The organism is Cyclobacterium sp. 10D3-21 (assembly GCF_055809755.1).
Map to the genome: position 1 here is coordinate 5,136,516 of NZ_CM147924.1, position 15,629 is coordinate 5,152,144.

The following is a 15,629-nucleotide window of genomic DNA, read 5'->3' on the forward strand; positions in this document are numbered from 1 at the left end:
AAGTACAGCTAAAAGATAATATTCACACCCAATTACCGTAATATTCTATCATTTATCAGTAGGATTGCACTAACAATGACAAAAACATCAAATGAAATCGTAATTTTCAACCAAAATTCAAATATTTTTCCAAAATGCTTAATTTTAGCAAACCGCTTTGGCAACAAAAAAACATAGGTCAAGAAAGAAATTTACCGCTAGATTAATCAATGATAGGATTTAATCAATAAATTTTTGGTATTTACTATTCTATAGAAAAAATGGCTTTCATTAAATGGTGAAAATCTCCGAACGCGTTGATATCGTCGAAAAACATACTGACTTTTCATATTAGTAAGAGGGTAACCATTTATTTAAAACACCACAGGACATTGGTATCACCTGAAAAAATGAAATAACCCTTAGCATACATTCTTAAAGTTAACCACTATGAATTTTATCAAATCAAAACTGTATCTATCCTTATTTTTACTTGTTTTTCACCTGGTTCCCATTGCTGGATTTGGGCAGGAAGGTGGCCTTACTTTAGCTGTTTTTGATATAGATGCGACTCCTCCTATAGGAAGTTTACTGGCTTATGATCCATTGGAAAATACTGATAATCTTGGCTTACGTGCCAAAGGCGTTGTAATCTCTGGTAGTGGATTACCCATTGTTATTTGCGCTGTTGACTGGATAGGGATAGCCAATGAAAGCCAGGATGCATTTAAGGAAAGTCTTGCCAAAGCAGCTTCTACCCTACCGTCAAGAGTTGCCGTCCATACCTTACACCAGCACGATGCTCCCATAAGTGATTGGGGTGCGGAGAAAATTTTGAAGGATGCAGGGTTAGATCCTAAAGCTTATGAAAGTTCTTACGACAAGGTATTACTTCAAAATTTAGCTGATGCGGTAAAGAAAGGTTTAAAAGAGGCCAAGCCTATAACGCATATAGGTACAGGAAAAGGGATTGTAGAAAAGGTTGCTTCAAACAGAAGGATTTTAGGTGATGATGGCCACGTAGCTTATACACGAACTTCCTCTACGAAAGATAAGAAAATCCGGGATTTTCCCGAAGGCCTAATAGATCCTGAGGTTTCATTGGTAAGCTTTTGGAATGAAGAGGAGCCAATAGCCGTATTTAGTTATTATGCGGTCCATCCCCAAAGTTATTACCTAACTAAAATTGCCAATCCGGATTTCCCTGGGATTGCCAGGTATATGCGTCAATTGGCCGTACCAGAAGCAATGCATGTTCATTTCAATGGTGCTGGAGCGAATGTGACTGCCGGTAAATACAATGACGGCGCTAAAATCAACCGGAAAATCCTTGCTGAAAGACTAGCGGCAGGAATGGAAATGGCATGGGACAATACCGTAAAAACAAAAATCACCAAAGAAGATGTTTATTGGCAACAAGAACCTATTCTTCTAACACCCAAGGAAAGTATTCCTGAAATTGCCCAAGAAATGCGTACCCAAAATGCGCGATGGCTTACCAATAACGTTCAAAAGTTGGCTTGGTACAATAGGCAAGCTCTTGGCAAAAAGATAGATGTTAGTTGCCTCGCCATAGGAGATGTAAGAATTCTCCACTTGCCTGGAGAGCTTTTTATCGAATACCAGTTGGCAGCTAAAGCGGAAAGAAAAGATTTGTTTGTAACCATGGCAGCCTATGGAGATTATGGCCCCTTCTATATTGGCCCTTCCTCAGCCTATTCAGAGGGTGGTTATGAAGTAGGCACTAGCCCTGTAACGGCAGAAGCAGAGCCCATCATCATGGGAGCGATTAAGAAAATGTTACATAGGGAAATTCCAAAAAACACACTCGAAAACCCATTCGTATTAGAAACTGAAAGCCAAAACCCATTGAGGACATTGGAACAGTGGGAACAAAAGAAAGCGTCCTGGAAAAACAACCTGGCTTCAATAATGGGAACGCTTCCCTCAAGAGATCATTTACAAAGTCCGGAAATAAATTATTTGGACTCTACGGTAGAAAACAATTATACAAAGCATCATATTTCCTTCGCCAGTGATGAGCGGAACGAGGTAACGGCCTTTCTTTATATTCCCCACAGGATTAAGGTAAAGGCTCCGGCTATGCTCGTACTACACAGTACTGGAGATCTGGGTAAAAAAATAGTAGATGGTCAAGGGCCATTGGAAAATAGAGCAATTGCTAGTGAATTGGCTGAAAGGGGCTATGTGGTAATTGCACCAGATTATCCAAGTTTTGGAGAACAAAAAGACCACGATTTCGCTACAGATGGATTTGCATCAGGCACCATATTAGCGGTATGGAATCACATGAGGTGTGTGGATGTGCTCACCGATATGGATAAAGTCGATCCAGAAAGAATGGGCGTCATTGGACATTCATTGGGAGGACACAATTCTTTGTTTGTGGCAGCACATGACACGAGATTAAAAGCCGTTGTGACAAGTTGTGGCTGGACGCCCTTTGAATATTACGACATTGGGGAAATTGGAATTAAAAATTATGGTGGGAGGTTAGGCCCCTGGGCGCAGGACAGGTACATGCCAGGCATCAAAAAGCTTTTACCTGAGGCTAATTTACCGTTTGATTTTACCCATATCATAGCCTCAATTGCCCCGAGACCTGTTTTTACCAATGCGCCTCTTCATGATAGCAACTTTTCAGTAGAAGGTGTTAAATCAGGGATCGCTGAAATTCAACCTGTATACAACTGGTTGGGCTATCCTGATAATCTACAGGTCAGGTACCCTGATGCTACCCATGATTTCCCTCCAAATACTAGAAAACAAGCATATGCTTTCCTTGACAATGCATTTGGTTTTACACCTGTGAAAAAACTAGACTTTGAGTAATAATCACTTGAATAACCCATTTAAATAAAAAAAATGGCTTTCAACCCATTGAAAAGGAAAAAATTTCCTTTCTTTCAAAATTTATAAGATATTAGGCCTTTAATCTATCAAAAATTAGCTAAAATCATGAAAGGTAACGTTACCCATACTTTATTTGCAATCATTCTTATAGGATTGTATTCCTGCAAGGATGACAAATATGCTGAAGCTCTCAGTCCGGAAGAATCCATTGCTACATTTGATATCCATGAAAATTTCGAGGTAAAACTATTTGCCGCTGAACCCCATATTAAAGACCCGGTAAATTTAGTTTTTGATGAAAAAGGAATCGCTTACGCAGTAGAAATGCCCGACTATCCTTACAAACCTGAAGAAGGTAAAGGCAAAGGTATTATAAAAAGACTGGAAGATACTGATGGAGATGGGGTTATAGATGCCTCTACTGTATTTGCAGAAGGATTGGCTGATGCTACCTTCTTAATGCCTTGGAAAGGTGGATTATTGGTAACAGCAGCGCCTCATATTTATTATTTGAAAGACGACAACGGTGATGGAGTAGCTGACACAAAGACCCCAATTTTCTCCGGGTTTTTTGACAATAATTCTGAAGCACAAATCACCAATCTTCGTTTGGGTATAGACAATTGGGTATATGCTGCAAATAATGGACAGAGAAGTGATGTTACTTACAAAGATGCTCCTGGAGAAGGACCTTTAGAATTAAGAGGTGCTGATTTCAGGTTTCGATTAGACAAAGGATTGTTTGAAAAAGAAAGTGGCACTGCACAGTTTGGTCAAACTTTCGATGATTGGGGAAACAAGTTTTTCACCCAAAACACACTGCATATCCAACAAACTGTTATACCAAGCAGGTACCTTGAGCGCCATGGTAAATTGTCAAGTAGTTCAGTTAATCACAACATTTCAGACCATGAGCTTGAGATGTTTCAGATCACCCCTCCTCCTTATTGGAGAGCTGAACGTACCAGGAGAAGAAATATACAATATCAGGAACAAGAGCTCGATCGCGTAGAATATGCTGAAGATCATTTTACTGGTGCTTCAGGAGGGACAGTTTACGATGGAGGAAACTTTCCAGAAGGCTTTAATGGCAATGTTTTCACAGGTGAAGTCGCTGGTAACCTGGTGCACAGAGACATCATTGTAACCGACAAGAACAGTCCAACCCTAATTGCAAAAAGAGCTTCTGAAGAAGTAAGCAAAGAATTTCTTGCCTCAACAGACCCTTGGTTCAGACCAGTTGGATTTACTGTTGGGCCTGATGGTTCTCTATTTATGATAGATTTTTACAGGCAACACATTGAGACACCCGTTTCGATTCCTGATGATTTAAAAGAAGAAATGGATTTCATGTATGGCATGGATCATGGTAGAATTTACAAGATTGTCCCTAAAACGGGCGTTTCTACTGCTGAAGTTCAGGATTTTTCTAAAATGGATGCAACGACGTTAGTTTCTCACTTGGCCAATAAAAATGGCTGGTGGAGAACCACTGCCCAAAGAATGATATTGGAAAATCCAAAGCAGGAATATGTACCACTATTGAAAAACCTATTCACCAATGAAAACCCAAATGCTCAACTTCACGCGTTGTATTTGTTACAATCATTGGATGCTTTGGAAGAAGACATGGTTGAAGTTGCATTAGAAAGTGACAATTATGGTGTTAGAAAAAATGCCTTAATGCTTGCTGAAAACTTCCCTAATTTGAAGGGCAAAATTGCAGAAAGCATTAATGATGCATCTCCAATTGTATCTCTTCAGGCAATTCTAAGTTTGGGGAATTATGAGGATGATTTCACCATAGGCCAACTTGCGAAAGCCTTGGTAGAAAAAGGAGACAACAAATGGTTTAGGATTGGCATTTTAAGTTCCAACGCAGGTTCAAGTGAAGCTATTTTGGAAGTTTTAAACGACAAATACAAGTTTTCAGAAAATGAAGCGTCCTGGAAAGAAGATTACCTTAAAGAAGTCAATCATATTCTTGTAGGTAAAGGAGAAAGAGCCAAAGCAGAATAATCAAAGGATTTTCATTGAATACTCAATGGCAGGGATATAGATTTCCATCTTAAGACCTGTTTATTTCAATGAATTATAAACATCGCACAATCAAGTATGAACAGAAGAAAATCAATTAAAAATATATTAGCCTCCACCGGAGTATTGTTTTTAATGACCAACTGTGGCAAGCCTCAGGAAGAGTACAAATTAGAAAACATAAAAGATTGCTCTGATCTCACAGGGCTAAGCGAGCAAGAGATAACCAAAAGAAACAGCTTGGGTTATGAGGAAAAATCACCTTTGGAAGATGACAATTGCAGCAATTGTCAATTGTACTTGCCTCCAACAGAAAAACGTAAATGCGGAGGCTGTCAATTGTTTCAGGGACCTGTAAACGCTGATGCTTATTGCACTTATTGGGCCCCTAAGGTGTGAAACGTTTAATGTGAATTTACGAACTTAGTAATTACCGAAGAGCTGACAAAGAATGGCTACAAGTAATTATTTGTACTCTCAGCCTTTATCCAATTCACCTGCTTATTCTTTAGGCAGGTGAATTTTTGTTTATCAGGCACTGTGGAAAGGGGATTTAATCTGGATCCGAAGTAACTGATAAGTGACTTTTTGTAGCTAACTGAGGCCGGTATTTATGCTGTAGTGTTGCAAAAAGCCGGAAACTATACAAAGGTTTCCATTGGCATACAACCCTTGTTGAAACAGGGGGCTCTTCATTCTTAGACTACCAAAATTACTCTGAAAAATTCTGTAGGTGGATTTGAATCCGTAAATTATAAGGTAGTAAAACCAGGCTAAAAGGAATTCTTGGCCCATAATTACTTTACCAAGCAAGGATCTTGATTAATAAATACCAACAAAGGCACTCAATTCCAAGGGGAATTTTATATATTCAAAATAAAATAACGCCTTTTATACTTTTAACTCAGAATGAACAGATTAGTCGTATTATTAGATTTTTCTCCATACACACCTACTCAATTAAGGTTGGCTTGCAGTTGGCAGGAAATATTTAATCTAGATTTGGTTTTCGTCCATAAGATGGATGGAATAGCGCCTACCCTTCCTATTTCCAATAAGAAAGAAATAGATGAAATCATTGACTTTAATAAAAAGGAGTCGGAGGAAATGTTTTTAAAATACCTTGACGAAGGAGGACTTAGTCCGGATAGCAAAAAAACAAGCTTTGAAGCGGTTCCTAAACAACTCGCTCATTTTCTGGACGGCTTTCTGAGGCCAGATGATATTGTACTATTGGGATTGAAAGGAACTGGGTTTTTGAAAAGAATATTAATTGGAAGTACAGCGACGACAATAATTAATCACCTTAACCAAATAGTAATCGCCTTACCTCAAATTATAGATGACACAATTCCAATGAAATTGGTGCTTTCATGTCAAGAAAAGCATCCCATAAATGAGTCTGCACTGGAATCTATTCTACAAACCGTAGGTCAGAAAATAAAAGAGATCGAATTATTAACCATAATCGATGACAAAGAAGAATTAGAACCTGGCAATAAATACCTGGAGCAATTAAGGGCTAAAATAGGAGATGGCTATAAATATAAAATCAGCATTTACGAAAACAAGGATGCTTTTGGGGAAATCAAAAAGCGATTTAGCCAATGCCTGGATGATTTTATTGTCCTTCAGAAAGGTTCCCGCAATCTAAATGACAAACTATTTAGAAGGTTTTTCATCAATGATCTAGTCCATGATGGTAACACCCCATTGATCATTTTACCTATTCCTGATTGATTAAACCTTAAATATGCTATAGACCTTCTATTGCTTGATGGAATCACTTCTAAACCCTATTGCATAATCCCAACTAACTCTTTCAAAATGAATCGATAAAATCAATAGCCATGGGTTTTAATCTATGGAAAAGTGAAATACATAATGTCCAGATTTATCGGTATAGTTGCTTTTATTTCCTGCAACAATACTAACAAAATCTCACACCAAATTAGCTGCCCTAGGGTTCTTTAACCAAGGTCTTAGAATCCGGCTTAAACCAATGGGAAAAACAGGATTCAATGAATACTAAATGAGGTTAATCCCTATTAACTCCATTTAGTACTCCTGTTAGCTTGAACCTGTAAGGCAATCAATCAAAACCTTTCAGGTAGGTCTTAAAGCTTTTAAGCTTGGTCTCTTCGTCAATAACGATGCACTCAATACCTGCCATTTCACAAAAATCCTCCAAAACCTGTACGTTCAAATTCTGACTGAAACAAGTGTGATGTGCTCCACCAGACAAAATCCAGGCGGTACTCGCACCCTTAAAATCAGGCTTGGGACGCCACATCGTACGTGCAACAGGTAATTTAGGAAGGTCTTTAGGTGGTTTCACAGCTTCTACTTCATTTACTACCATCCTAAACTTATTGCCAAGATCGATTAAGGAAGCATTGAGGGCTGCACCTGCCCCTCCATCAAAAACCAGTCTCACCGGATCTTCCTTACCTCCGATTCCCAGAGGGTGAATTTCGCAGCGAATGTTTCCCTCTGCCAGTCCTTCATCCACTTCAAGCATGTGTGCACCCAAAACCAGTCCACCCTGTTCTTTAAAATCATAGGTATAATCCTCCATAAATGCATTTGTGCCAGAAAGTCCTGAACCCATAATCTTCATGGCACGGACCAAAGCCATTGTCTTCCAATCCCCTTCACCAGCATACCCATATCCAGCATTCATCAGTCGCTGAACGGGCAAACCTGGCAACTGCTTCATTCCATGTAAATCTTCAAAAGTATTGGTAAACCCTTTGAATGAGCCTCCCTCCAAAAAATGTTTCAACCCTAATTCTATCCTTGCAGCCTCTTCAAGGGAAACATGCTTTGAGCCTCCCTTTATCAGGTCCTCAGACAAGTCATAGGTATTGGAATAGATTTCTACCAATTCCCCTATTGCGACATCACTCACAGCATTTATTGCCTCCACCAAGTCCCCTACTCCATAGGTATTGACAGCAAAGCCAAATTTCATCTGTGCTTCCACCTTGTCTCCCTCTGTAACCGCCACCTGGCGCATATTATCACCAAACCGCACAAATTGTGCTCCCTGCCAATCCTTCCAGCCACATGCTGCTCTGCTCCAATAGTCTATTTCTTTATGCACCTCAAGATCACTCCAGTGACCAACTACTACCTTTCTGGAAATTTTCATCCTTGTGCAAATAAAACCAAATTCCCTGTCACCATGAGCACTTTGGTGCAGGTTCATATAATCCATATCAATCGATTCCCAGGGAATACTTTCTCCATATTGGGTATGCAAATGAAGCAATGGTTTATCAAGTACATTAAGTCCATTGATCCACATTTTGGCTGGCGAAAAAGTATGCATCCAAGCCATTACTCCAACACAATCCTCATTCCTGTTTGCCTCCATGAAAACCTGTAAAACTTCTTCCGGAGTGGTTACCACAGCTTTAAAAATTATGGTGACAGCTATGTTCTTTGTTGCATTAAAATGCTTGCAAATTGATGCTGAATGTACCGCTACTTTCTTTAAAATATCCTCTCCATATAGGTGTTGGCTTCCTGTGACCAACCATACCTCTTTTTGCTTCAAGTTCATACCTTTGATTTAAGTATAAAATACTGTTTTATCTAAATTTCCAGAAAAATTCAACCTTAAAATTAAATTCTAAATTTCCTTTTTCCATATTTGTCCTACTAACAACAGGTTCAGATTTCAAAAGAATGAAAATGTACCTGACTTTAATACATGCAATTTGCACCAATTTACGGAATTCAGAAAGGGGATTAGATCCAATTGTCAATTCCTTTTTAAAACCAAAGTATTTAATTAAACCCTTCGATATACCATGAGTAAATACAAAGAACTAAAACGGGATTGTTATAAAGCCAATATGGAGTTACCCAAGCTGGATTTGGTTGTTTATACCTTTGGGAATGTTAGTGCGGTAGATAGAGATCAGGGGCTATTTGCAATCAAACCAAGTGGGGTACCCTATGAGGCATTACGTGAAGAGGACATCGTTATCGTCGATTTTGAAAACAAGGTGGTAGAAGGAAAAATGAGGCCTTCATCGGATACAAAGACCCATGCCTTTTTATACAAGCATTGGGATCATATTGGAGGAATATGTCATACCCATTCTTGCTATGCTGTTTCCTGGGCACAAGCCCAAATGGATATCCCGCTATTTGGTACTACCCATGCCGATCACAATACCAGTGACATTCCATGTGCACCTCCAATGAACGACGCCAATATTGCAGGCGATTATGAACACATGACAGGCCAACAAATTCTGGATTGTTTCAATGAAAAAAAGATTTCTCCTAAAGAAGTAGAAATGGTACTCATTGGAAATCACGGCCCTTTTACCTGGGGAAAGGATGCCCAAAAAGCAGTTTATAATAGTAAGGTTCTTGAAGAAATTGCCCGAATGGCCTATTTGACACTACAAATCAATCCCAATGCACCCAGGTTAAAGGATGCTTTGATCAAAAAACATTTTGATCGTAAACATGGAGAAGGTGCTTATTATGGGCAATCCGAATCCTAGACTTACTATTGTTGAACCCGGATTATGTAATAGAATTTCCCGTGTTTACGGGAAGTGTTGCAATCGCAAGAAAATCAGGCTGTTTGGAGATTTTAGCCTAACACTGCTATGGTGAACCTGTCTTCCGTCAGATAGAATTGAAAACAGCAACGATTGGGTATTTTGAAGCGATTTCAGCACGTAATAGATTGTCTATGCATATTTTGGGTTGAACTTACAGTAAAAAATAAAAACCTCCGAGACATGGTCTCGGAGGTTTGAACACTTAAAAAAACCACCAACCTTTAATTAAATCTAATCAACTGTTCTTGCGAACAGCCATATTTAATTTGTCTGCCAATAAATACATGACAGGTACTACTATTAACGTTAAAAAGGTCGCAAAGGTTAGACCAAATATTACAGTCCATGCCATCGGCCCCCAGAAATCTGCATTATCTCCTCCTATATAGAACTTAGGATCAAAGGAAGATAGCAATCCATAAAAATCAATGTTCATTCCTATAGCCAATGGAATCAAGCCCAATACAGTCGTCACAGCTGTTAACAATACAGGTCTAAGTCTGGTTTTACCTCCTTTAACTATACTGTCCAAAAGGTCTTTTTTCGAAAGATTTTCATTCTCAGGAATATTTAATTCTTCTCTTTTTCTTGACCTGACCAGGTCGGTATAATCTATCAGTACAATAGCGTTATTAACTACCACACCAGCCAAAGAAATAATCCCTATGCCTGTCATGATAATGACAAAATCCATATTGAAAATCACCAGCCCTAAAAACACACCAATTGTACTCAGTAAAACGGATGCCATAATAATAAAAGGCGTCGTTATTGAATTGAACTGAGCGACGATAATTAGGAAAATTAGAGAGATGGATATCAATAGCGCTCTGGTTAAGAACTCGGCAGACTTTGCCTGCTCCTCTTGTTCACCAGTAAAACTTACAGAAATCCCTTCCGGAATGTCAAAATCCTGCAACAATCGTTTTATCTCATTGTTGATTTCTGTAGCATTGAATCCATCATTGATATTCGAGAAAATAGTAATCACCCTTTCCAGGTCTTTCCTTTTGACCGAACCAAAGGTAGAACTGTATTCCAAACTTGCTACTGAAGCAATCGGAATTTCCTTTTGATTGCCAAATTTATCTCTAAAACTTATTTTCTTGTTTAGCAGTGCATTAATGTCATACCTGAATTTATCTGCCAACCTTAGTTGGATAGGGTAATCGTCTTCCCCTTCTTTAAATTTAGATACTTCAAGACCAAAAAGCGCAGTCCTTAATTCATTGGCAATAGTAGAGGTTGACAATCCAAATCGACGTGCTTTTTCTCTATCTATATTAATGATTAATTCAGGGTTCCCTAACTCCAAATCCGTTTTCAACTCTTCTATTCCTTGAATTCCTGATTCATTGATATGCTCCCTAATTGAATTGACATAAGTAATGAGCTTTTCAAATTCTTCACCTGTCACCTCTATGTTAATCGGTTTCCCTACAGGAGGGCCATTTTGTTGCTTACCAACAGTAAGCAACACACCAGGATATCCCTCAGCCAATCGCCTGATTTTCTCCATTATCTCATTGGTATTGATCCCTTCTCTATACTGATATTCTTCGAAACCAATAGTGATCTTTGCTTTATGGGGTGTAGAAGCCTGACTTGGACCTTCTAAGGGATCGCCTGTTCCTTCCCCTATTTGAGTGATCACAGATTCTATGATTTCATCATAAGGATCGAGCAGAACAAAAAGGTCATCTTCCAATGTTTCCACAAAAGCATTGGTAGAGGTGATGTCCGTTCCAATAGGCTTTTCAATATATATACTGACCAAGGCCGGTTGATTGTCTGGAAAGAACAAAATTTTGGGTGCACTTATCGCAAGCAAAACCAATGAGAAAATCAATAATACCACCGTACCCCCTAAAAATACAATCGGCCAGACCCCTTTTAATGCAAAGTAAAGGGTCTTTTCGTAAAAATTTTCCAGGCTAACCAATAACACATTCTGGAACCATTTAATGGCCCTTCTTAAAAAGAACACATTGAAAATTACCAAAAGGGCTGCAAGAAAAAGCAAATTACCAACAGCTATCCAACCAATAAAATAACAGATTATGGCGAGAGCTGTTAAAACAGCTGCCATTATCATTGGCTTCTGTACAGGTTTAGCTTTATCCACATCTTGAATCTTCATAAACAAGGCGGTCAATACAGGATTGATCACCAAAGCCACAAACAAGGAAGAGGACAAAACAATGATCAAGGTAATAGGAAGGTATTTCATAAACTCCCCTATAATATCATCCCAAAAAGCCAGTGGAAGAAACGCTGCCAACGTAGTAGCAGTAGACGTAATGATAGGCCATGCAACCTCACCAACGCCCTCCTTAGCGGCTCTCACTGCAGACTTACCCTCCTGCATCAAACGGTATATGTTTTCTACCACAACGATGCCATTGTCCACCAGCATACCTAAGGCTAGAATTAAGGAAAACAATACCATTAAGTTAAGTGTTACTCCAAGTGAGTTTAACACTAAGAAGGAAATGAACATGGACAATGGAATGGCGATACCTACAAAAAGGGCATTCCTAAAACCAAGGAAAAACATCAAAACCAATACCACTAGAATAACGCCGGAAATTATACTGTTTTCCAGGTTATCCACCTGTGAACGAGTTGCTTTGGATTGATCGTTTGTGATCGAAACTTCTAAACCCTCAGGAAATTTATTAATTTTAACCTCTTCAATAAGTTCTTTGATCTTATCAGAAGCATCTAATAAATTCTCTCCACTCCTTTTAACGACATTAATCGTGACAACGGGAAGCTTTTTACTTCTTGCAAAACTTTCACGTTCCTTAAAAGTATCCTCTACCTCGGCCACATCCCGGAGGTAGACAATATTATTGTTTTCAGTTTTTACAATTACATCTTCAATTTCCAGAGGGTTGGTAAATTCGCCGTCTATTCTAAGCGTTCTCCTATAATCTCCTGATAAAATATTTCCGCCGGAAATGGTGACATTTTCATCTGAAACAGCTCCTGAAATATCTGAAAATGTCACACCAAGGGCTTCCATTTTATAGAGGTCTGCATTGATTCGAATTTCTCGTTCAATGGTTCCGCTTAAATCAGCACTTGATATCTCGGTTAGTTTTTCTATCTCATCTTCTAAATACTCTCCATATATTTTAAGCTCCTGTTCTGTGAAATTTCCTGAAATATTGACATTCATGATCGGAAACTCAGAGGTATTGATTTCCAACACATCTGGATCCCTATCTAGGTCGGAAGGCAATTCACTTTTCGCTTTGTCTACAGCATCTTTGACGTCCTGAATCGCTTTGGAAATTTCCACATTCGGATTAAATTCCACTACTATAGACGAAAAATCCTGAATGGATGTAGAACTTACATCTTTGAGGTTATTTATAGATTTTAACTCTTTTTCTATCGGTCTGGTGATCAGGTTCTCCATGTCTATAGGTGAGTTTCCAGGATAGGCAGTTCCAACATAAACTGTTGGAATAACAATTTCCGGAAAACTTTCTTTAGGCATGGTCCTGTAGGCAAACATTCCCAGGAAGGTAATGATCAGCGTAAGGATAACCACACTGGTTCTGTTATCAACAGACATTGAGGATATGCCAAATTCCCTGATTACTCCTTTTCTCTTGTTTTCTTCTGAAGCCATATTCTAATTAAGATGAGATGTTTACACTAAAATTATCTCCTACTTCCCTAAACCCTTTATCGATAAGCACTTCAGTTCCACTCAAGCCTTTGGTGATCTCCGTTTTGCTATCGTAAGTCATACCCCTTTCAATGTATTTTTTATGGGCAACACCATCTTCAACTACAAAAACATAACTCCCTTTATTGTCTTTTAAAATCAGGTAAGAAGGAATGGTTATTGCCTCCTCAGCACTATAGTCCTGAATATTTAAAACTGAAATCATATTTGGTTTAACATTTTCCATTTTAGGTAGGAAAACTTCAATTTTAAAAGTTCTGTTATCAGGATTGATGATCCTTCCTATGGCAGTAACCTTTGTTTTTAAGGTTTTATTAATGGATGGGAAATTAATACTAACCGAATCCCCTTTGTTTAAAATACCTACATATCTTTCAGAAATGTCCCCTTCAATAAAAAGGTCATCTTCACCCACAAAATTTACTACAGGAGAACCTGGTTGCACCAATTCTCCCGTCCTAACGAGGAGTTCCTCTACAGTTCCATTAAAGGGAGCCCTTATGACACTTCTGTCTTTTTGAAGCGCTATAGATGAAAGGTTTTTTTCAAGTGTTTCTTTTCTGTTTTTTGCCTCCAGGTATTGAATTTCAGTGCCAATTTGCTGGTTCCACAGTCGTTCTTGTTTTTCAAAAATGGTTGTGGCCAATTCAAGTTGTGTTTGAATTTCATCCAAGCTTCTTTGTACCGATTCGGCATCAATTCTTGCAATTACCTGCCCTTTTCTTACGGACATGCCCTCTCTGGTTACAATCTCCTCTACCCTACCTGACACTTCTGCACTGATGTTAACATTCTTTTTGGAAAGAACAGAGCCGGTTACTTCCACATAATGATCAAACCTTCCATTTTCAGGCTTTATTGTAGTCACTAATACAGCTTTCCTTTGATTTTTCCGAAATTCAGGATCCAATTTGGATATCTCTTCCTCCAGTTCTTGAATCTTCACCTTTAATGCTGCTGATTCAGATTTAAATTCATCCAATTGGCTTTTTTTGGTAGAAAGATCATCTTCTTGCTGGCCACAGGAAAACATCCCCAGCATGAGGGATAGGGTTAAAAACTTAAGTGTATTTTTCATAAACATGTATAATCCTTTTCTTATTTTAATATTCCCAAAGCTTTTTCTAAATCAACACGTGCAATAAAAGTATCATAAAGCGCCGAAAAATAATTGGTCTCCGATTCTTTCAAGGTAGCATCAGCCTCCACCACTTCCAGATTTGAGCCTACTCCTTCCTGATACTTTATTTTAGCCATATTAAAAACCTCCAATGCCAAATCCCTGTTTTCCCGCTGAACTTCCAACTCCTGCAGACTATTAATTAAATTCTGTTTGGCCTGGAACTTTTCTACTTGGATATTCTGAATTGTAAATTCTTTTTGAACCTCAAGTTGCCTCATTTGCACCCTGTTTTGCTGAATTTTATACCTTTTGGTAAATCCATCAAATATTGGAATCTCCAGGGTAATGCCTAGAATTGAACCTGTATACCAGTCTCCAGACCATAATTTTGAGAAATTACCTCCAAAAGCATTTCTTTGAAAGGTATAATTGGCATCCAACCTTGGCATGTACTGAATTTGGTTGTTTTTCAAATCCAAAACCGCCAAGTCATAGTTGGTATTGATTTGATCCACCTCTATTCTTTGCTGTCCTTCTTCATTAAGCAAACTTTGGGTTTCCAAATATTGACTAAAATCATCCAGGTCGTTGGTCAATAAGATTTCCTTATCTTCTGGAAATCCCATTTGCAATTTCAAAATTTCCCTGCTTACGCTTGTAGAAGTTTTGGCTTTACTAAGCTCAGTCCTTATGTTGTTGTTTTGTACCCTTATCCTGCTCACATCAATTTTTTCTGCAAAGCCTTCCTCATACAAAACCTCTGTTTCTTTAAGAAGGGTATCTAAACGATTCAGGTTGGCTTGAATTAAGGTCTCTCGCTCTCTACTCACCAAAACAGAAAAATAGGCCTTCTTTACATTTTCAATCACTTGAAGCTCCGTAAAAGCCTTGTCAAATTCCACCAATTGCTTGTAAGTTTTTGCCGCCTTTAGCCCTATAAAGTAAGATCCGTTAAAGATCATTTGGCTCACAGTAGCGGTTAGGTTAGCAGAATAGACAGGGGAAAACTGAATACCTATAAATGTACCTTCAGGAGCATCCGGATCCGAAAATTGAGCAGGAAATGGAGTAATAGGTACTACAAGGTTTTTTGTTGCATTAACCTTCGTGGTAATTTGTGGCAAACCCTCTGCCGTACGCTCCCCTACCAATCCTTTTGCTGCTTGTATTTCCAGGTTTGCACTCCTGGCTTCAGCATTGTTTTCTAAAGCAAAGCGCACACTTTCTTCTAAGGTAAAAGCCACCTGTTGCGCCTGAACGTCCGTAAACCAATGGCCAAAAACCCAAATTGCGACGGTGAAAATTATCGGTTTAAAATTCATAA

9 protein-coding genes are annotated in these 15,629 nt (G+C 38.6%); 5 read left to right on the plus strand and 4 right to left on the minus strand.

The genetic code is table 11. The annotated features are described in order from the left end of the window. The first annotated feature begins 429 nt into the window (after positions 1 to 429). From AC0L7T_RS19815 to AC0L7T_RS19830, 4 genes are all read left to right on the plus strand, one after another. Complete coding sequence (locus AC0L7T_RS19815) at positions 430 to 2,832, plus strand: alpha/beta hydrolase (RefSeq protein ID WP_473337795.1); 2,403 nt, start codon at positions 430 to 432, stop codon at positions 2,830 to 2,832. A gap of 126 nt (positions 2,833 to 2,958) precedes the next feature. Further along, the gene (locus tag AC0L7T_RS19820) at positions 2,959 to 4,872 is read left to right on the plus strand and encodes a PVC-type heme-binding CxxCH protein (RefSeq protein WP_473337796.1); all 1,914 of its coding nucleotides are present in this window, start codon (positions 2,959 to 2,961) and stop codon (positions 4,870 to 4,872) included. Positions 4,873 to 4,968: 96 nt separating this feature from the next. Beyond that, complete coding sequence (locus AC0L7T_RS19825) at positions 4,969 to 5,289, plus strand: high-potential iron-sulfur protein (protein WP_473337797.1); 321 nt, start codon at positions 4,969 to 4,971, stop codon at positions 5,287 to 5,289. A 510-nt stretch (positions 5,290 to 5,799) separates the two neighbouring features. Continuing rightward, positions 5,800 to 6,630 (plus strand): hypothetical protein, encoded by an 831-nt coding sequence (locus tag AC0L7T_RS19830; RefSeq protein ID WP_473337798.1) that lies wholly within the window; start codon positions 5,800 to 5,802, stop codon positions 6,628 to 6,630. Positions 6,631 to 6,982: 352 nt separating this feature from the next. Here AC0L7T_RS19830 and araA read toward each other — a convergent pair whose 3' ends face one another. Further along, positions 6,983 to 8,458, minus strand: coding sequence for an L-arabinose isomerase (araA, locus tag AC0L7T_RS19835; RefSeq protein ID WP_473337799.1), 1,476 nt, complete (start codon positions 8,456 to 8,458; stop codon positions 6,983 to 6,985). Positions 8,459 to 8,708: 250 nt separating this feature from the next. Between araA and AC0L7T_RS19840 the strand changes: the two genes are divergently transcribed. After that, the gene (locus AC0L7T_RS19840) at positions 8,709 to 9,416 is read left to right on the plus strand and encodes an L-ribulose-5-phosphate 4-epimerase (protein WP_473337800.1); all 708 of its coding nucleotides are present in this window, start codon (positions 8,709 to 8,711) and stop codon (positions 9,414 to 9,416) included. Between the two features lie 298 nt (positions 9,417 to 9,714). Here AC0L7T_RS19840 and AC0L7T_RS19845 read toward each other — a convergent pair whose 3' ends face one another. From AC0L7T_RS19845 to AC0L7T_RS19855, 3 genes are read right to left on the minus strand one after another with little or no spacing between them, the layout of a single operon-like run. Then, entirely contained in the window at positions 9,715 to 13,122 is a 3,408-nt protein-coding gene (locus AC0L7T_RS19845; protein WP_473337801.1) for an efflux RND transporter permease subunit, read from the minus strand. A 7-nt stretch (positions 13,123 to 13,129) separates the two neighbouring features. After that, on the minus strand, positions 13,130 to 14,260 hold the full coding sequence (locus AC0L7T_RS19850; RefSeq protein WP_473337803.1) for an efflux RND transporter periplasmic adaptor subunit: 1,131 nt from the start codon (positions 14,258 to 14,260) through the stop codon (positions 13,130 to 13,132). Positions 14,261 to 14,280: 20 nt separating this feature from the next. After that, positions 14,281 to 15,627, minus strand: coding sequence for a TolC family protein (locus tag AC0L7T_RS19855; protein WP_473337804.1), 1,347 nt, complete (start codon positions 15,625 to 15,627; stop codon positions 14,281 to 14,283). Positions 15,628 to 15,629: the final 2 nt, after the last annotated feature.